The sequence below is a fragment of the Streptomyces sp. Tu 3180 genome, from assembly GCF_009852415.1.
In the GTDB taxonomy this organism is placed as follows: Bacteria; Actinomycetota; Actinomycetes; order Streptomycetales; family Streptomycetaceae; genus Streptomyces.
The window spans coordinates 3,574,188-3,591,981 of the sequence record NZ_WOXS01000002.1; the positions used below are offsets into that span (position 1 = coordinate 3,574,188).

The 17,794-nt window shown below is 71.0% G+C and carries 16 protein-coding genes; 10 read left to right on the forward strand and 6 right to left on the reverse strand.

Annotation, left to right across the window (positions count from 1 at the left end; genetic code table 11):
* Positions 1 to 14: 14 nt before the first annotated feature.
* The 5 genes from glmU (at position 15) to GL259_RS16865 (ending at position 4,659) form a co-directional block, all read left to right on the forward strand.
* A complete protein-coding gene (gene glmU / locus GL259_RS16845) occupies positions 15 to 1,460 on the forward strand; it encodes a bifunctional UDP-N-acetylglucosamine diphosphorylase/glucosamine-1-phosphate N-acetyltransferase GlmU (RefSeq protein WP_159533631.1) in 1,446 nt (481 codons plus the stop codon).
* Between the two features lie 135 nt (positions 1,461 to 1,595).
* Positions 1,596 to 2,576, forward strand: coding sequence for a ribose-phosphate diphosphokinase (locus GL259_RS16850; RefSeq protein ID WP_159533633.1), 981 nt, complete (start codon positions 1,596 to 1,598; stop codon positions 2,574 to 2,576).
* 211 nt (positions 2,577 to 2,787) lie between these two features.
* Positions 2,788 to 3,384, forward strand: a complete 597-nt coding sequence (locus GL259_RS16855; RefSeq protein ID WP_159533635.1) for a 50S ribosomal protein L25/general stress protein Ctc — start codon at positions 2,788 to 2,790, stop codon at positions 3,382 to 3,384.
* A 71-nt stretch (positions 3,385 to 3,455) separates the two neighbouring features.
* A complete protein-coding gene (gene pth, locus GL259_RS16860) occupies positions 3,456 to 4,070 on the forward strand; it encodes an aminoacyl-tRNA hydrolase (RefSeq protein WP_159533636.1) in 615 nt (204 codons plus the stop codon).
* Between the two features lie 100 nt (positions 4,071 to 4,170).
* Entirely contained in the window at positions 4,171 to 4,659 is a 489-nt protein-coding gene (locus GL259_RS16865) for a hypothetical protein (protein ID WP_159533638.1), read from the forward strand.
* Positions 4,660 to 4,746: 87 nt separating this feature from the next.
* On the opposite strand, the gene ppc is transcribed toward GL259_RS16865, so the two are convergent.
* Positions 4,747 to 7,479, reverse strand: a complete 2,733-nt coding sequence (ppc, locus tag GL259_RS16870) for a phosphoenolpyruvate carboxylase (protein ID WP_159533640.1) — start codon at positions 7,477 to 7,479, stop codon at positions 4,747 to 4,749.
* 291 nt (positions 7,480 to 7,770) lie between these two features.
* Here ppc and GL259_RS16875 point away from each other — a divergent pair, with 291 nt between their 5' ends.
* Together GL259_RS16875 and GL259_RS16880 are read left to right on the forward strand one after the other, a co-directional pair.
* Positions 7,771 to 8,787 (forward strand): fatty acid desaturase, encoded by a 1,017-nt coding sequence (locus tag GL259_RS16875; RefSeq protein WP_159533642.1) that lies wholly within the window; start codon positions 7,771 to 7,773, stop codon positions 8,785 to 8,787.
* Positions 8,784 to 9,461: a TetR/AcrR family transcriptional regulator gene (locus GL259_RS16880; protein ID WP_159533644.1), complete on the forward strand. Its 678-nt coding sequence runs from the start codon at positions 8,784 to 8,786 to the stop codon at positions 9,459 to 9,461. Before GL259_RS16875 ends, GL259_RS16880 begins: the two co-directional genes overlap by 4 nt.
* Positions 9,462 to 9,709: 248 nt before the next feature.
* On the opposite strand, the gene GL259_RS16885 is transcribed toward GL259_RS16880, so the two are convergent.
* A complete protein-coding gene (locus GL259_RS16885; RefSeq protein WP_159533646.1) occupies positions 9,710 to 10,531 on the reverse strand; it encodes a trans-aconitate 2-methyltransferase in 822 nt (273 codons plus the stop codon).
* Positions 10,532 to 10,653: 122 nt separating this feature from the next.
* Here GL259_RS16885 and tamR point away from each other — a divergent pair, with 122 nt between their 5' ends.
* A complete protein-coding gene (gene tamR, locus GL259_RS16890; protein WP_159533648.1) occupies positions 10,654 to 11,151 on the forward strand; it encodes a MarR family transcriptional regulator TamR in 498 nt (165 codons plus the stop codon).
* On the opposite strand, the gene GL259_RS16895 is transcribed toward tamR, so the two are convergent.
* The gene (locus GL259_RS16895; protein ID WP_159533650.1) at positions 11,110 to 11,889 is read right to left on the reverse strand and encodes a response regulator transcription factor; all 780 of its coding nucleotides are present in this window, start codon (positions 11,887 to 11,889) and stop codon (positions 11,110 to 11,112) included. The genes tamR and GL259_RS16895 overlap by 42 nt on opposite strands.
* Before the next feature lie 291 nt (positions 11,890 to 12,180).
* On the opposite strand from GL259_RS16895, the gene GL259_RS16900 reads away from it, so the two are divergent.
* The gene (locus GL259_RS16900; protein ID WP_208026481.1) at positions 12,181 to 12,636 is read left to right on the forward strand and encodes an N-acetyltransferase; all 456 of its coding nucleotides are present in this window, start codon (positions 12,181 to 12,183) and stop codon (positions 12,634 to 12,636) included.
* Positions 12,637 to 12,648: 12 nt separating this feature from the next.
* On the opposite strand, the gene galK is transcribed toward GL259_RS16900, so the two are convergent.
* The 3 genes from galK to galT are packed head-to-tail and all read right to left on the reverse strand — an operon-like array spanning position 12,649 to position 15,870.
* On the reverse strand, positions 12,649 to 13,821 hold the full coding sequence (gene galK / locus GL259_RS16905; protein ID WP_159533654.1) for a galactokinase: 1,173 nt from the start codon (positions 13,819 to 13,821) through the stop codon (positions 12,649 to 12,651).
* 28 nt (positions 13,822 to 13,849) lie between these two features.
* Positions 13,850 to 14,812, reverse strand: a complete 963-nt coding sequence (gene galE / locus GL259_RS16910) for a UDP-glucose 4-epimerase GalE (protein WP_159533656.1) — start codon at positions 14,810 to 14,812, stop codon at positions 13,850 to 13,852.
* The gene (gene galT, locus GL259_RS16915) at positions 14,809 to 15,870 is read right to left on the reverse strand and encodes a galactose-1-phosphate uridylyltransferase (RefSeq protein WP_159533658.1); all 1,062 of its coding nucleotides are present in this window, start codon (positions 15,868 to 15,870) and stop codon (positions 14,809 to 14,811) included. Before galT ends, galE begins: the two co-directional genes overlap by 4 nt.
* 204 nt (positions 15,871 to 16,074) lie before the next feature.
* Here galT and GL259_RS16920 point away from each other — a divergent pair, with 204 nt between their 5' ends.
* On the forward strand, positions 16,075 to 17,772 hold the full coding sequence (locus tag GL259_RS16920) for a sodium:solute symporter family protein (RefSeq protein WP_159533660.1): 1,698 nt from the start codon (positions 16,075 to 16,077) through the stop codon (positions 17,770 to 17,772).
* Positions 17,773 to 17,794 lie beyond the last annotated feature (22 nt).

The window sequence follows — 17,794 nt, forward strand, 5'->3', positions numbered from 1 at the left end:
CCGAAGGGCATCCCGTGAGCGCCAACCGCCCGGCAGCCGTCGTCGTTCTCGCAGCGGGTGAGGGCACCCGTATGAAGTCGGCCACACCGAAGGTCCTGCACGACATCTGCGGCCGTTCCCTGGTGGGCCACGTGCTCGCCGCAGCCGGTGAACTCGAGCCGGAGAACCTGGTCGTCGTCGTGGGGCACGCCCGCGAGAAGGTGACCGCGCACCTCGCCGAGGTCGCCCCCGAGGTCCGCACCGCGGTCCAGGAGCAGCAGAACGGCACGGGTCACGCCGTGCGGATGGGCCTGGAGGAGCTGGGCGGTTCCGTGGACGGGACCGTGGTCGTGGTCTGCGGCGACACTCCGCTGCTGACGGGCGGGACGCTGCGGCAGCTGGCCGCCGCGCACTCCGCCGACGGCAACGCGGTGACGGTGCTGACGGCCGAGGTGCCGGACGCGACCGGGTACGGGCGGATCGTGCGCGACGACTCGGGCGCGGTGACGGCGATCGTGGAGCACAAGGACGCGTCGGACGCGCAGCGGGCGATCCGGGAGATCAACTCGGGTGTGTTCGCGTTCGACGGCCGGCTGCTGGTGGACGCCTTGAAGCAGGTGCGGACGGACAACAGTCAGGGTGAGGAGTACCTGACGGACGTGCTCGGCATCCTGCGTGAGGCGGGGCACCGGGTGGGCGCGTCGGTGGCGGGCGACCACCGGGAGATCGCGGGCATCAACAACCGGGTGCAGCTGGCGGAGGCGCGGCGGATCCTGAACGACCGGCTGCTGACCGCCGCCATGCTGTCGGGGGTCACGGTGGTGGATCCGGCCACGACGTGGGTGGACGTGACCGTGACGTTCGAGCAGGACGTGGTCGTGCACCCGGGGACGCAGTTGCACGGGTCGACGCATCTGGCGGAGGGCTGCGAGGTGGGTCCGAACGCGCGGCTGACGGACACGCGGGTGGGGGCCGGCGCCCGGGTGGACAACACGGTGTCCGTGGGTGCGGAGGTGGGTCCCGAGGCCTCGGTCGGGCCGTACGCGTATCTGCGTCCGGGGACGCGTCTGGGCCGCAAGGGCAAGATCGGTACGTACGTGGAGACGAAGAACGCGTCGATCGGTGAGGGGACGAAGGTCCCGCACCTGTCGTACGTGGGTGACGCGACGATCGGCGACTTCTCGAACATCGGCGCGGCGAGCGTGTTCGTGAACTATGACGGGGAGCACAAGCACCACACGACCGTCGGGTCGCACTGCAAGACGGGTTCGGACAACATGTTTGTGGCTCCTGTCACGATCGGGGACGGGGCCTACACGGCCGCCGGCTCGGTGATCACGAAGGACGTGCCGCCCGGTTCGCTCGCTGTGGCCCGTGGTCAGCAGCGGAATATCGAGGGCTGGGTGGCTCGCAAGCGTCCGGGGAGTGCCGCCGCGAAGGCCGCGGAGGAGGCTTCCCGGGGGTCGGTCGAGGAGGACTGACCGGAAAACGGTGCTTCGAACACGGCGTACCGTGATAAGTGCACACCCGCACCCCTACCAGCTGTGATGGCCTCTCGCATGGCGACGACGAGGTTGTCGGACATCCGGCTGCGAGACCTCTGAGGAGAAAGTGCTGTGACCGGGATCAAGACGACCGGCGAGAAGAAGATGATGTTCTTCTCCGGCCGCGCCCACCCCGAGCTTGCCGAGGAGGTCGCCCAGCAGCTGGGTGTCGGGGTCGTCCCGACGAAGGCCTTCGACTTCGCCAATGGCGAGATCTATGTGCGGTATCAGGAGTCGGCTCGTGGTGCCGACTGCTTCCTGATCCAGAGCCACACCGCTCCGATCAACAAGTGGATCATGGAGCAGCTGATCATGATCGACGCGCTGAAGCGCGCGTCGGCCAGGTCCATCACGGTGATCGTGCCCTTCTACGGTTACGCGCGGCAGGACAAGAAGCACCGGGGTCGTGAACCGATTTCGGCGCGCCTGATCGCGGACCTGATGAAGACGGCGGGTGCCGACCGCCTCCTCACGGTGGACCTGCACACGGACCAGATCCAGGGCTTCTTCGACGGGCCCGTCGACCACCTGTTCGCGCTGCCGCTGCTCGCGGACTACGTGGGGGCGAAGGTGGACCGGGAGAAGCTGACGGTGGTGTCGCCGGACGCGGGCCGCGTGCGGGTGGCGGACCGCTGGTGCGACCGGCTGGGTGCGCCGCTGGCGATCGTGCACAAGCGCCGGGACAAGGACGTGGCGAACCAGGTCACCGTGCACGAGGTGGTCGGTGAGGTGAAGGGCCGCGTGTGCGTGCTGGTGGACGACATGATCGACACCGGTGGCACGATCTGCGCGGCGGCGGACGCGCTGTTCGCGCACGGCGCGGAGGACGTGATCGTGACGGCGACGCACGGCGTGCTGTCGGGTCCGGCGGCGGACCGGCTGAAGAACTCGCGGGTGAGCGAGTTCGTGTTCACGAACACGCTGCCGACGCCGACGGAGCTGAGCGAGACCCTGGACAAGATCAAGGTGCTGTCGATCGCGCCGACGATCGCGCGTGCGGTGCGTGAGGTGTTCGAGGACGGTTCGGTGACGAGCCTGTTCGACGAGCAGTAAGGGTTCTGCGACCGTTTCCGACCGCCGGCGTCGTCCGGTGATCGTTTTGGGTGCGGCCTCCCGGTCCGAGTAGACTGCTGCAGTTGCTCGGCGAGGGAGGCCGTTCCGCTTCACGGGAGGCGGGTGCGGCGGTCCGTTATCGACGCGCTCTTCGTAGCAGGCCGTTCGTGGCCGGGTGACCACGTCCGTTTTCTGACTTCGAGGAGTGAGCATGTCCGAGGTGAAGATCTCCGCCGCGACGCGCACCGAGTTCGGCAAGGGTGCCGCGCGCCGTATCCGTCGTGACAACAAGGTTCCGGGTGTGCTGTACGGGCACGGTTCGGACCCGCTGCACCTGACCTTCCCGGGCCACGAGCTGCTGCTGGCGCTGCGTACGCCGAACGTGCTGATCTCGCTGGACATCGACGGCAAGACGAGCGAGCTGGCGATCCCGAAGGCCGTGCAGCGCGACCCGCTGAAGGGCTTCCTGGAGCACGTGGACCTGCTGCTGGTGAAGCGCGGCGAGAAGGTCCAGGTCGAGATCCCGGTGGTGGCCGAGGGCGAGCTGGCGCCGGGTGGCTACCTGCTGGAGCACGTCCTGGACGCGCTGCCGGTCGAGGCCGAGGCCACGCACATCCCGGAGAACGTGACGGTCTCCGTCGAGGGCCTGGAGGCCGGCGCCTCCGTCCTGGCGAAGGACATCGCGCTCCCGAACGGCGTGACGCTGGCCGTGGAGGAGGACGCCGTGGTGCTGCAGGTGCTGGCCGCCCAGGCGGAGGAGGCGCCCGAGGGTGCCGAGGGTGAGGGCGAAGAGGCCGCCGAGGCCTGATCCTCTTCCCGTCGTCGTTTCGTCGGCCGCTGTTCCCGCGCGGGGCAGCGGCCGACGCGTATGAAGGAGACATGGACGTGACGACCGATGCGGCGGCCGGTGCGGCGGCTCCCTGGTTGATCGTGGGTCTGGGCAACCCGGGCCCGGAGTACGCGATGAACCGGCACAACGTGGGGTTCATGGTGGCGGACCTGCTGGCGGAGCGGGTCGGGGGCCGGTTCAAGCGGGCCGGGAAGGCCCAGGCGCAGGTGGTGGAGGGGCGGATCGGGCCGCCGGGGCCGGCCAACCGGCGGGTGATCCTGGCGAAGCCGATGTCATACATGAACCTGTCGGGCGGGCCGGTGAACGCGCTGCGGGAGTTCTACAAGGTGCCGGTGGCGCATGTGGTGGCGATCCATGACGAGCTGGACATCGACTACGGCGTGCTGCGGCTGAAGCTGGGCGGCGGGGACAACGGCCACAACGGGCTGAAGTCGATCACGAAGGCGTTCGGGCGGGACTACCACCGGGTGCGGTTCGGGATCGGGCGTCCGCCGGGGCGGATGCAGGTGGCGGACTTCGTGCTGAAGGACTTCTCGTCGGCGGAGCGCAAGGAGCTGGACTACTTCGTGGACCGGGCGGCGGACGCGGTGGAGTGTCTGGTGATCGAGGGGCTGGAGCGGGCGCAGAGCGCGTACAACTCCTGAGGCGCCGATGCGCACATCTGCCGACTTGTCCCCGCGCATGCCCCCTGCTCGCCCCCACCTGAGTTGACCGACCGCAAGGTCATGGCCAAGGATCGCGGCCATGCCTTCAGCGGTCCTCTCCTCCCGGGGCTCCTCCACCGTGCTGCGGCTGTGCCGGTTCGCGGCGATGGGCACGGTCGCCGCGCTGATCCTGGTCGCCGGTGTGTGGGCGTCGTGGGGCACGGCGCAGCACGCGATGCTGACGAAGGGGCGCGAGCGCGGCACGGTCGAGGTGACGCGGTGCGGCGCGAAGACGTGCACGGGGCCGTACGCGCCGCTGTCGCAGGGGTCGCAGCCGCGGCCGGAGGTCGTGCTGGAGAACTCGGTGGCCGTGGCGGAGGGCGAGACCTACACGGTGGTGCTGAAGCCGGGCGGCGACGACGCGGTCCGCTCCGGTCCGGCCGGGGTCCTGTACGCGTGGGTTCCGCTGGGCGGGGCGCTGCTGCTGGCGTCGGTGGTGGTGGCGGGCGGGCTGCTGCGGACGCGGGCCGCGTGGGTGCTGGCGCTGTCGGGGACGGCGCTGCTCACGGCGGCCTTCCTGGCGGTCTGAGGACCCTCCCGGCCGCCCGGGACCGGACGGAGGGTGCCCCCGGGCCCGTACGGGGCTCGGGGGCACCGCCCTGTCCGGTGACGCCGGTCAGCCGGTGTTGCGCAGGCCCGCCGCCACACCGTTGACGGTCAGCAGCAGCGCCCGGGAGAGCAGCGGGTCGGGCTGCTCGCCCGCGGCCGCGGTGTCGCGCTGGCGCTTGAGGAGGGCGACCTGGAGGTAGGAGATCGGGTCCAGGTAGGCGTCGCGGATGGCGAAGGTCTGCTTGAGGACCGGTGTGGCGTCCAGGAGCTCCTGTTCGCCGGTGACGCGCAGCACCTCGGCGACGGTCAGCTCGTGCTCGGCCCGGATGGTGTCGAACACGTGCTTGAGGTCGTCGGGGACGAGGGTGTCGACGTAGTGCTGGGCGATCCTGAGGTCGGTCTTGGCGAGGGTCATCTCGACGTTGGAGATGAAGTTCCGGAAGAAGTGCCACTGGCCGTACATCTCGTCGAGCACGGTGTCGAGACCGGCCTCGCGCAGCGCCTTCAGGCCGGAGCCGACGCCGAACCAGCCGGGGACGATCTGCCGGGACTGGGTCCAGCCGAACACCCAGGGGATGGCGCGCAGGCCGTCGAGCGAGACGCCGGAGCCGGGGCGGCGGGAGGGCCGGGAGCCCAGGTGCAGGTCGGCGAGCTGGTCCACCGGCGTCGAGGCGAGGAAGTACGCCGGCAGGTCGGGGTCCTCGACCAGGCGCCGGTAGGCGGAGTGGGCGGCGTCGGAGACGACGTCCATGGCGGCGTCCCAGCGGGCGAGGGCCTCGGTGGACTGGCGGGGCGCGGTGTGCAGGGCGGACGCCTGGAGGGTGGCGGCGACCGTCAGTTCCAGGTTCTCCCGGGCCAGGGACGGGATGAGGTACTTGTCGGAGATGACCTCGCCCTGCTCGGTGACCTTGATCTCGCCCTCGAGGGTGCCCCAGGGCTGGGCGAGGATGGCGTCGTGGGTGGGGCCGCCGCCGCGGCCGACGGTGCCGCCGCGGCCGTGGAAGAGGCGCAGCCGTACGCCGTAGCGGTGGGCGACGTCGCGCAGGCGGCGCTGGGCGCGGTGGATCTCCCACTGGCTGGTGGTGATGCCGCCGAACTTGGAGGAGTCGGAGTAGCCGAGCATGACCTCCTGCACGTCGCCCCTGAGCGCGACCAGGCGCCGGTAGGACGGGTCGGAGAGCATGTCCTCCAGGATCGTGTCGGCGGCCTTGAGCTCGTCGGTGGTCTCCAGCAGCGGCACGATGCCGATCTTCGCCCAGCCGGCGTGCAGGTCGATGAGTCCGGCCTCCCGCGCCAGCACGGCGGCGGCGAAGACGTCGTCGGCGCCCTGGCACATGGAGATGATGTACGACTCGACGACCTCGGGTCCGAAGACCTCCAGGGCGCGCTTGACGGTCTGGAAGACGCCGAGGGTCTTCTCGCCGGCCGCGTCGACGGGCGCCGGGGTGGGGGCCAGCGGCCTGCGGGACCTCAGCTCCTTGGCGAGGAGCTTGGCGCGGTAGTCGCGGGGCATGTCGGCGTAGCGCCAGGACTCCTCGCCGAGCCGGTCGAAGAGCTGGCCGAGGGCGTGGTGGTGGGCGTCGGCGTGCTCGCGGACGTCCATGGTGGCGAGCTGGAGGCCGAAGGCGGCGAGGGTGCGGATGGTGCGGGCGAGGCGTCCGTCGGCGAAGAGGCCGCCGCGGTGCTCGCGCAGGGAGGCCTGGATGATCCGCAGGTCGGTGAGGAGCTCACCGGTGCCGAGGTAGTCGCGGCCGGGCTCGTGCGGGGTGCCCTTGGCGAGGCGGAGCTTGGTGTTCTCCAACTTCTGCCGGATGCAGGTGGCCTTGAGCCGGTAGGGCTCCTCGGCGTTGAGGCGCTTGTAGCGGGGGCTGATCTCGGGGAGGTTGTCGATGTCGGCCCGCAGGGAGGTCAGCAGTTCCTCCGTCGCGCCCGTGTACCGGATGGAGTTGGACAGGAAGCCGCGCAGTTCGTCGATCATCTCCAGGGCGTCGTTGATGCCGTGCTCGTGCTGGAGGATGAGGACGTCCCAGGTGACCTGGGGGGTGACGTTGGGGTTGCCGTCGCGGTCGCCGCCGATCCAGGTGCCGAAGGTCAGCGGGCGGGTGTCGTCGGGGAGGCGGACGCCGACGCGCTCCAGTTCGGCGGTGAGGTCCTCCAGGACGTCGCCGACCGCGCCCGCGTGCAGCTCGTCGAGGTAGTAGATGGCGTTGCGGGCCTCGTCGGCGGGTTCGGGGCGGACCACGCGCAGTTCGTCGGTCTGCCAGACGAGGTCGATGTTCTCGGCGAGCCGGGTGTCCAGGCGGCGCCGGTCGGACTCGATGACCGGGGTGTCGAGGAGGGCGGCGATCCGGCGGAGCTTGTTGAGGACGGAGCGGCGGGCGGCCTCGGTGGGGTGGGCGGTGAAGACGGGGCGGACGTTGAGGTTCCGCACCGTCTCGCGCAGGTGCTCGGGATCGGCGTCCTTGAGCCGGTCGGCGGTGCGGGCGAGCAGTCCGCCCTCGGCGGCGCGGCGGGCGCGCAGCTCGCGGCCGCGGTGGACCTGCTCGGTGACGTTGGCCAGGTGGAAGTAGGTGGAGAAGGCGCGGACCAGCTTGGCCGCGGTCTGCAGTTCCGTGCCGCGCAGCAGCTCGGCGGCGGCCTCGCCGTCCTCACGGGTGAGTCGGCGGACCTTCTCGACGAGGTCCAGCAGCTCAGGGCCCTCCTGCCGCACGAGGGTCTCCCCGAGGAGGTCACCCAGTCGGCGGATGTCGGCGCGCAGCTCGCTGCTCGTCGTCGTGGTCTGGTCGTCGGCACTGCTCACAGGTGCGGCTCCTTGCAGTGTTGAAGCTCGTCTGGGAGGGAACCCGGACGGCGTCTCGCGCGGCGGGCGCCGCTTACGGGCCGGACGTCCGGGAAGAAATCAGAGCGGACCGCGCTGTCCGACCGACTCCAGGATAGGTGTCGGCCCGGACGCGCAGGCCGACGGGCTCTTGCCGCGGGGCGACGCACTGCCATACTTACGATGCCGTAGGTTACGGGACCGTAGGAAAGGCGCACGGTCCTCGCGGCCCGGGCACACCACCCTCATCCACATACCCCACAGGGGACACGCATGACCTCAAGCTCCGATGTGATCGACGAAGACTCGCAGAAAACCCGGTCCGGGGAGGCGGCACTGCCCTCCGCCACCCTGGGCGGCGAACAGAAGCGCTCGGTCGAGCAGATCACGCTGCTGCTCTTCATCACCGTCCCGTTCCTGGCGCTGCTGGCGGCGGTCCCGCTGGCATGGGGCTGGGGAGTGAGCTGGCTGGACCTCGGCCTGCTGGTCTTCTTCTACTTCCTGGGGTGCCACGGCATCACCATCGGCTTCCACCGCCACTTCACCCACGGTTCGTTCAAGGCCAGGCGCCCGCTGAAGATCGCGCTGGCCATCGCCGGTTCCATGGCGGTCGAGGGTCCGCTGGTGCGCTGGGTGGCCGATCACCGCAAGCACCACAAGTTCTCCGACGCCGAGGGCGACCCGCACTCGCCGTGGCGGTACGGGGAGACGGTCCCGGCGCTGATCAAGGGCCTGTGGTGGGCGCACATCGGCTGGATGTTCGACGAGGAGCAGACGCCGCAGGAGAAGTACGCGCCGGACCTGATCAAGGACAGGACGCTCAGGGCGATCTCCCGTCAGTTCGTCCTGTGGACGGTCGTGTCGCTGGCGCTGCCGGCGCTGATCGGCGGCCTGGTCACGATGTCGTGGTGGGGCGCGTTCACGGGCTTCTTCTGGGGGTCGCTCGTCCGGGTGGCGCTGCTGCACCACGTGACGTGGTCGATCAACTCGATCTGCCACGCGGTCGGCAAGCGCCCGTTCAAGTCGCGGGACCGCTCGGGCAACGTGTGGTGGCTGGCGGTCCTGTCCTGCGGTGAGTCCTGGCACAACCTGCACCACGCCGACCCGACCTCGGCGCGGCACGGGGTGGAGCGGGGGCAGCTCGACTCGAGCGCCCGCCTGATCCGCTGGTTCGAGCGGCTGGGCTGGGCGTACGACGTGCGGTGGCCGTCACGCTCGCGTATCGATTCGCGCCGCAACACGGCGGAAGACGGCTCCCGACGGGGGAGGGAAACCGTGAAGGCGGCATGATGGTCGCCGTGGCGACCGACTCCAGCAGCACCCCGAGCAACGACAAGCCGCGGCGCGTGCGCCGTACCCGGATGACCGGTGCGGAGCGCCGCCAGCAGTTGCTGGAGGTCGGACGCACCCTGTTCGCGGCCAAGGGCTTCGAGGGCACCTCGGTGGAGGAGATCGCGGCGAAGGCCGGGGTCTCCAAGCCGGTGGTGTACGAGCACTTCGGCGGCAAGGAGGGCCTGTACGCGGTGGTGGTGGACCGCGAGATGCGGCGCCTGCTGGACATGGTGACGAGCAGCCTGACGGCCGGCCACCCCCGCGAGCTGTGCGAGCAGGCCGCCTTCGCCCTGCTGGACTACATCGAGGAGTACACGGACGGTTTCCGCATCCTGGTCCGTGACTCCCCCATCCCGCAGTCGACGGGTTCCTTCGCCTCGCTGATCTCGGACATCGCGACCCAGGTGGAGGACATCCTGGGCCGCGAGTTCAAGAGCCGGGGCTTCGACCCCAAGCTGGCCCCGCTGTACGCGCAGGCGCTGGTCGGGATGGTCGCGCTGACCGGCCAGTGGTGGCTGGACGTGCGCAAGCCGAAGAAGGCGGAGGTGGCGGCCCACCTGGTGAACCTGGCGTGGCACGGCCTGGACGGGCTGGAGCAGAAGCCCCGGCTGATAGGGCACCGGAAGAGCTGAAGCACGGGTGCACAGGACTGATCCTGTGCACCCGTGTGCGCATGACGGGGATGAGGACCCCGGGGGACTCTCCCTGGTCCTCGACAGGACCGACGGACTCGCCCGCGAGCCCCGCCCCGCAGGGTCGGTTCCCTGCGGGCCGGACACCCGCCGCCTGCGCGTCGGCGGCTACCGGGTGCTGTACGTCGTCGACGACGGCGTGATCCGCACCCTCGTCACCCACCCGGGGCGCACCATCTGGTCGCCCGTCATCCCTCCTTGCGGGCGACGGCGAAGACGCGGCGGAACGGGAAGGCCGTGCCGTGCGTCCCGGCCGGGTAGGCGGCGCGCAGGGCGGCGCGGTACTCCTCCACGAACGCCTCCCGCGCCTCCGGGTCGTCGGCGAGGGCGGTCAGGACGGGCCGCAGGCCGGTGCCCCCGACCCAGTCGAGGACGGGGTCCTCGCCGGTCAGCAGGTGGACGTACGTCGTCTCCCACACGTCGGCGGTGCAGCCGAGGCCGGTCAGCCGCTCCAGGTACGCCTCCGGCCGGAGCACGGCCCCGGTGTGGCGCAGGACGCCGTCGAGGCGGGCGCGCCAGCGCGGGGAGGCGGCGAGGTCGCGCATCAGGGTGTGGCTGGGGGCGTCGAAGTTGCCGGGCACCTGGAAGGCGAGGGTGCCGCCGGGGGCGAGCCCGGCGATCCACTCCGGGAAACGGTCCACGTGCCCCGGAACCCACTGCAGCGTGGCGTTGCTGACGATCAGGCCGTACGCCCCGTCCGGCGTCCACGTACGGACGTCCGCCTCGGCGAAGTCGAGCCGGCCGCCCCCGCCGGTCGGGCCCTCGTGGTCGACGCGGGCCCTGTCGAGCATCTCGGGCGAGTTGTCGTGGCCGGTGATGCGGGCGGTGGGCCAGCGTTCGGCGAGCAGGGCCGTCACGTTCCCGGCGCCGCAGCCGAGGTCGGCGATGCGGGGCGGGTCCCCCGGCAGGTCCGGGACGCGGGCGAGCAGGTCGGTGAAGGGCCGGGCGCGGTGACCGGCGTGACGCAGGTACTGGGCGGGGTCCCAGATGGGACTGGTGGCCGCGGACATGGAGCCTCCCGGTGCTCTCCCGGCGCTGACGGACCGTGTCCAGCCTCCCCCGCATTTATCTCGATGTCAAGACACTCCACATCAAGAGACTTCACATCGACACAACCACTACACTGATCCGCATGGAGGACGAGGTCGATCGGCTGGTCGCGGCGTGGCGCCGGGAGCGCCCGGACCTCGACGTGGAACCGCTCGAGGTGCTCAGCCGGGTGAGCAGGCTGGCCCGGCACCTGGACCGGGCGCGTCGGCTCGCCTTCGCCGAACACGCTCTGGAGTCCTGGGAGTTCGACGTCCTGACCGCGCTGCGCCGCGCGGGCACCCCGTACCAGCTCTCGCCGGGGCAGCTCCTCACCCAGACCCTGGTCACGTCGGGCACGATGACCAACCGCATCGACCGCCTCGCCAAGAAGGGGCTGGTGGAGCGGCTGCCCGACCCCAGCGACCGGCGCGGTGTCCTGGTCCGGCTCACGGACGAGGGCCGCGACCGCGCCGACCAGGCGCTGGCCGGGCTGCTGGCGCAGGAGCGGGCCATCCTCGCGGAGCTCTCCCACGCGCAGCGCAGTGAACTGGCCGCACTGCTACGCCAGCTGACCGCCCCGTTCGACAACATCCCCGGCTGACGGCCGGTCCAGGTCGACGGGTCCGACGCCCGCCCGGCGGGCGAGGGCCACGGCGGCGAGGGTGGAGTGCACCCCCAGTTTCCCGAGGACGTTCTGCATGTGCGTCCGCACGGTGTGCGGGGACAGGAACAGGCGCTCGGCGACCGCCTTGCGCCCCAGTCCCGCGACCATGCACCGCAGCACCTCCCGCTCCCTCGGGGTCAGGGACTCCACGAGCCGTTCGCTCTCGGTGCGGTGCCTGCGGGCGGCGGTCAGTTCGCGCAGGACTCCGGTGAGCAGGGCGGGCGGCAGGTGCGTCTCGTCGCGCAGCACCCCGCGGATGACGGTGAGCAGCCGGTTCAGCGAGCAGTCCTTGGCCACCCATCCGGAGGCTCCCGCCTGGAGGGCGAGCGCGGCCCGGCGCGGGTCGTCCTTCTCGGCGAGGACGACGATCCGCACCTGCGGCTGCGCGGAGCGCACCCCCGTGACCAGCGTCATCCCGTCGACGAGCCCGTCCTCGTCGCCGCCTCGCACCGGCACGGCCGGCCGGCCGCCCGGCACCCTGCCGCCCAGATCGGCGTCGACGAGCAGGACGTCGAACCGCCGCCCCTCGGCGGCCGCCCGCTCCAGACAGCGCAGCGCGGCCGGACCGCTGCCCGCCGCGGACACGTCGACGTCGGGCTCCGCGGCCAGCGCCGCGGCCAGCGACTCGGCGAAGATGCGATGGTCGTCGACGACCAGGACTCGGATGCGAACCACGAAACCCCCTTCCCCAAGCCCTTCACAGAGCAGGGGACGTACCCCACCGGCGGAGGACGACACCGGCGCGGATACGACGCCGAGGTCCCTGTCACGGACTCACCTGGACGTGGGACGGGCCGCCGCGGCCGCGCGGCCGCCGCCGCGCGACAACCGCCACCCCACCCCGGACGCCGTACCCGACCGTCTCGCCCCCTGAACGGCGCCGACCCCCACCGGCGCTGTTCTTCAGGGTACGGGCGGGGGCCGGGAGCGGAAGGTTATTTGCAGAACTGGCGGCCTTGCGCGTTTATGGTGAGCCGCATGTTTCGTCTTGAGACAGAAGTCGACAAGGCCCGACGTGATCTGCTCCGCAGGCGCCTGAGGGACACCAACACGGCGGCCTCCCCGGTGCTGCGCGCCCTGCGCGGAACGCCGGGCGAACGCGAGTCGCCTTTGCACGTGTGGGCGTCGGACGCGAACGGCGAACTCGCGGGCGGTCTGGTCGGCCACACCTGGACGACCTGGCTGCACGTGACCTACCTCTGGGTCGACGCCCGCCACCGGGGAGCGGGCCTGGGCTCCCGGCTGCTGGCGGAGGCCGAGCGCGTCGCCCGCGCGGACCGCGGCTGCGCGGCCGCCCGCGTGGAGACCTGGGACTTCCAGGCGCCGGAGTTCTACCGGCGCCTGGGCTACGACGTGGTCTGCGTGATCCCCGACTACCCGCCGGGGATCACCGAGTACACCCTGACCAAGCGACTGGCCTGAGCCCAGGCCGCCCTACCGCAGCCGCCGCGCCCCCGCCGAGGGGACCGCCTCGAAGACCCGGGGGGCCTTGAACCCGGCCGCCGCGAACGCCTCCTCCACGGCCTCGGTGACGGCGGGGACGTCCGCCTCCTCCGCGAGGACGACGGCCGAGCCGCCGAACCCGCCGCCGGTCATCCGGGCGCCGAGGGCGCCGGAGGCGACGGCGGTCTCCACCACCAGGTCCAGCTCCGGGCAGGAGACCCGGAAGTCGTCGCGCAGGGAGGCGTGGCCCTCGACCAGGACCGGGCCGATCGCGCGGGTGTCGCCGGCCTCCAGCAGGGAGACCACCCGTTCCACCCGCGCGTCCTCGGTCACCACGTGGCGGACCAGGCGGCGGACCTCCTCCTCGTCGCCCAGCCGCCCGAGCGCCGCCTCCAGTTCCTCGTGCCGCACGTCCCTGAGCGCGTCCACGCCCAGCAGGGCCGCGCCCTTCTCGCAGCCGGCGCGGCGCTTGCCGTACTCGCCCTCGCTGTGGCTGTGCTTGACCCGGGTGTCGACGACGAGCAGCCGCAGGCCCTCGGCGGCCAGGTCGAAGGGGATCTGCCGCTGGGAGAGGTCGCGGGTGTCGAGGAACAGGGCGTGGCCGGCCTCGCAGCAGGCCGAGGCCGTCTGGTCCATGATGCCGACGGGGGCGCCGACGTAGACGTTCTCCGCGCGCTGGCACAGGCGGGCCAGCTGCCAGCCGCGCAGGCCGAGCCCGTACAGGTCGTTCAGCGCGAGCGCCACGACGACCTCCAGGGCCGCCGAGGACGACAGGCCCGCGCCCGCCGGCACCGTGGAGGCCAGGTGGACGTCCGCGCCGGTCACCGCGTGCCCGGCCTCGCGCAGCGCCCAGACCACGCCCGCCGGGTAGGCGGTCCACCGCTTGTCGGACCCGGGGGCGAGCGCGTCCACCGGCAGTTCCACGACCGGGCCGTCCACGTCGGCCGAGTGCACGCGCAGGACGCCGTCGTCCCGGCGCGCGACCGCCGCGACCGCGGTGTGCGGCAGGGCGAACGGCATGACGAAGCCGTCGTTGTAGTCGGTGTGCTCGCCGATGAGGTTGACCCGGCCCGGCGCCGCCCACACCCCGTCCGGCGCGGCACCGTACAACTGCTCGAACCGCTCGGCGACGGATTCCGCGACGGCTTCGCTGGACTCGCTCATGCCCTGACCCCTGACCCTTCGTTGCGTTCTACTTGGCGCGCTGCCGCGCGAACTCCCACGCGTCCGCGACGATCCCCGCGAGGTCCGTGCGCGACGGGTTCCAGCCCAGCTTCTCGCGGGCCGTGGCGGCCGACGCCACCAGCACCGCCGGGTCGCCGCTCCGGCGGGGGGCCACGACCTCGGGGATCGGGTGGCCGGTGACCCGGCGGACCGTCTCGACGACCTCGCGCACGGAGAAGCCGTTGCCGTTGCCGAGGTTGCAGATCAGGTGCTCGCCCGGCACGGCGGCCCGCAGCGCCAGCAGGTGGGCCTCGGCCAGGTCGGCGACGTGGATGTAGTCGCGCACGCAGGTGCCGTCCGGCGTCGGGTAGTCGTCGCCGTAGACCGAGATCGCCTCGCGCCGGCCCTGCGCGACCTGGAGGACGAGCGGGATGAGGTGGGACTCCGGGTCGTGGCGCTCGCCGTACCGCCCGTAGGCGCCGGCCACGTTGAAGTAGCGCAGGGAGACCGCGCCCAGCCCGTGCGCCGCCGCCTCACCGGTGATCATGTGGTCGACGGCGAGCTTGGAGGCCCCGTACGGGTTGGTGGGCCGGGTCGGTGCGGACTCCACGATCGGGACCTGCTCCGGCTCGCCGTACGTCGCCGCCGTGGAGGAGAACACCAGCCGGCGCACGCCCGCCTCGCGCATCGCGCCGAGCAGCGCCATGGTGCCGCCGACGTTGTTGTCCCAGTACTTCTCCGGCTTCACCACGGACTCGCCGACCTGCGAGGACGCGGCGAAGTGCAGGACGCCGTCGTACGAGGAGTCGAGCCATTTGGCGGCATCGCGGATGTCGCCCTCGATGAAGGAGGCGCCCGCGGGGACCCCTTCGCGGAAGCCGGTGGAGAGGTCGTCGAGCACGACGACCTCGTGACCGGCCTCCAGCAGATGCTGGGCGACGACCCCGCCGACATACCCCGCACCACCGGTGACCAGGTACTTCCCGCTCATGAACTCGCTACCTCCCGCAGTCGCTCGGCCGCGCGCTCCGGCGGCACGTCGTTGATGAACACGTTCATGCCGGACTCGGAGCCCGCGAGGAACTTCAGCTTGCCGGACGTGCGGCGGATGGTGAAAAGCTCCAGGTGGAGCGCGAAGTCGTCGCGCACGACGCCGTCGAAGTCCTCCAGCGAGCCGAACGGCGCCTGGTGCCAGGCCGCGATGTACGGCGTCGGAGGCTCACCCTCACCGAAGATCCGGTCGAAGCGCCTCAACAGTTCCAGATAGACCTGGGGGAACTCTGTGCGCGCCGCCTCGTCGAGCCCGAGCAGGTCGGGAACGCGGCGCTTCGGGTACAGGTGGACCTCGTACGGCCAGTGCGCCGCGTAGGGCACGAAGGCGGCCCAGTGTTCACCCTCCAGGACGACCCGCTCCCCGGCGAGCTCCCGCTCCAGCACGGCGTCGAAGAGGTTCTCCCCGCCGGTCGCCTCCTTGTGCGCGGCCACTTGGCGCAGCATCAGGGCGGTGCGGGGGGTGGTGAAGGGGTAGGCGTAGATCTGCCCGTGCGGGTGCTGGAGGGTGACGCCGATCTCGGCGCCCCGGTTCTCGAAGCAGAACACCTGTTCGACGGAGGGCAGATGCGACAGTTCGGACGTCCGGTCCGTCCACGCCTCCAGGACCAGTCGTGCCTGCCGTTCGCCCAGACCGGCGAAGGAGGCGTCGTGGTCGGAGGTGAAGCAGACGACCTCGCACCGGCCCGAGTCCCCGGCCAGCGAGGGGAACCGGTTCTCGAAGACGACCACGTCGTACGACGCGTCGGGGATCTCGCTCAGCCGTTCGCCCCGGGAGGGGCACAGGGGGCATTCGTCGGCCGGCGGGTGGTAGGTGCGGCCCTGGCGGTGCGAGGCGACGGCGACGCTGTCGCCGAGCAGCGGGTCACGGCGGATCTCGGACGTGGTGACGGTGGCGTCCAGCGGGCGGCGGTCGACCGCGTCGCGCACGATGTCGTCACTCAGGTCGTAGTAGATGAGCTCGCGACCGTCGGCCAGTCGGGTCGAGGTCTTCTTCACGCCGGACGCTCCATTCGAGCCGCTCACCGCGGCGCTTCACACACGCTGCACACTCTTCCAACAGAACCCAACATACCAAAACACAACCCACCAGGACTACTGTCGCTCACCATCGAACAAAAAACATCACCAAGACTCTTCAACCACTGAACGCGGAGGCGTAGGTTCCGCGAGGTATCGGTTCGCGCAACGAAGCGAGTACGCATGCACACCCCCACAGACCTCACACCCCCCACCCACCTGGCGGCCGAACTTCGGCTGCCGACCAACTGGCTCGACTACACGATCCTCGGGATCTACTTCGTCGTCGTCCTGGGCATCGGCTTCGCCGCCCGCCGCTCGGTGAAGACCAGCCTCGACTTCTTCCTCTCCGGCCGCTCCCTGCCCGCCTGGGTCACCGGTCTGGCCTTCATCGCCGCCAACCTGGGTGCCACCGAGATCCTGGGCATGGCCGCGAACAGCGCGCAGTACGGCGTCTACACCACGCACTGGTACTGGATCGGCGCCATCCCGGCCATGGTCTTCCTGGGCCTGGTGATGATGCCCTTCTACTACGGCAGCAAGGTCCGCTCGGTCCCCGAGTTCCTGCTCCTGCGCTTCGACAGGCCGGCCCACCTGCTCAGCTCGGTCCTCTTCGCCTGCGCCGCCATCCTGATCGCCGGCGTGAACCTCTACGCCCTCGCGATCGTGGTCGAGGCACTGCTGGGCTGGCCGCAGTGGGTGGCGATCGTCGTCGCCGGCTTCTTCGTCCTGGCCTACATCACCCTGGGCGGCCTGTCCTCGGCGATCTACAACGAGGTCCTGCAGTTCTTCGTCATCCTCGCCGCGCTCATCCCGATCACGGTGCTCGGCCTGAAGAGCGTCGGCGGCTGGGACGGCCTGTCCGACTCCCTCACCGAGTCGCGCGGCGCCGACTTCATGACGGCCTGGGGCGGCACCGGCATCGGCAGCGACAACCCGCTCGGCGCCAACTGGCTGACCATCGTCCTCGGCCTCGGCTTCGTCCTGTCCTTCGGCTACTGGACGACCAACTTCGCCGAGGTGCAGCGCGCCCTGTCCGCGAGGAACCTCTCGGCGGCCCAGCGCACCCCGCTCATCGCCGCCTTCCCGAAGATCTTCATCGTGTTCCTGGTGATGATCCCGGGCCTGGTCGCGGCGGTGCTCGTGCCCGCCATCGGCACGCCCGACTCGGACCTGCAGTACAACGACGCGATCCCGTACCTGATGGAACAGCTCCTGCCCAACGGTGTGCTGGGCATCGCCGTCACCGGTCTGCTGGCCGCGTTCATGGCGGGCATGGCGGCCAACGTCTCGTCCTTCAACACCGTCTTCACCACCGACATCTGGGCGAAGTACGTGGTCAAGCACCGCGAGGACGAGTACTACGTCCGCTTCGGCCGCCTGATCACCGCGATCGGCGTCCTCGCCTCGATCGGCACGGCGTTCCTGGCCTCCTCGTTCTCCAACATCATGAGCTACCTCCAGACGCTGTTCTCCTTCTTCAACGTGCCGATGTTCGTGGTCTTCATCATCGGCATGTTCTGGAAGCGCGCGTCGATGAAGTCGGGCTTCTGGGGCCTGATCGCCGGCACCACCGCCGCGATGGTCAACTACTTCGTCATCTACAAGGAGGGCATCGTCGACATCCCCTCCGACCAGGGCGCCAACTTCGTCTCCGCGATCGCGGGCTTCGTCGCCGGCGCCGTCGTCATGGTGGCGGTGTCCCTCTTCACCGCCCCCAAGCCGACCGAGGAACTCCAGGGCCTGGTCTACGGCACGCGCTCCCCCGGCATGGCCGAGCCGCCCGCGGAGGGCGACGACGCCTGGTACCGCAGGCCCGCGCTGCTCGGCTGGGGCGCGGTGATCCTGGCCGCCGTCTGCTACATCCCGTTCTCGTTCTGACCCCGTTCCGACCGGGGAGTTG

Bases quoted from the DNA above. Each gene is read 5' to 3' on its own strand.
- GL259_RS16900 (WP_208026481.1), top strand. From the start codon at position 12,181: ATGGTGAGCCGCATGTTTCGTCTTGAGACAGAAGTCGACAAGGCCCGA.
- pth (WP_159533636.1), top strand. From the start codon at position 3,456: ATGGACGTGACGACCGATGCGGCGGCCGGTGCGGCGGCTCCCTGGTTG.
- GL259_RS16855 (WP_159533635.1), top strand. From the start codon at position 2,788: ATGTCCGAGGTGAAGATCTCCGCCGCGACGCGCACCGAGTTCGGCAAG.
- GL259_RS16865 (WP_159533638.1), top strand. From the start codon at position 4,171: ATGCCTTCAGCGGTCCTCTCCTCCCGGGGCTCCTCCACCGTGCTGCGG.
- GL259_RS16880 (WP_159533644.1), top strand. From the start codon at position 8,784: ATGATGGTCGCCGTGGCGACCGACTCCAGCAGCACCCCGAGCAACGAC.
- GL259_RS16920 (WP_159533660.1), top strand. From the start codon at position 16,075: ATGCACACCCCCACAGACCTCACACCCCCCACCCACCTGGCGGCCGAA.
- GL259_RS16885 (WP_159533646.1), bottom strand. From the start codon at position 10,531: ATGTCCGCGGCCACCAGTCCCATCTGGGACCCCGCCCAGTACCTGCGT.
- GL259_RS16875 (WP_159533642.1), top strand. From the start codon at position 7,771: ATGACCTCAAGCTCCGATGTGATCGACGAAGACTCGCAGAAAACCCGG.
- tamR (WP_159533648.1), top strand. From the start codon at position 10,654: ATGGAGGACGAGGTCGATCGGCTGGTCGCGGCGTGGCGCCGGGAGCGC.
- galE (WP_159533656.1), bottom strand. From the start codon at position 14,812: ATGAGCGGGAAGTACCTGGTCACCGGTGGTGCGGGGTATGTCGGCGGG.
- galK (WP_159533654.1), bottom strand. From the start codon at position 13,821: ATGAGCGAGTCCAGCGAAGCCGTCGCGGAATCCGTCGCCGAGCGGTTC.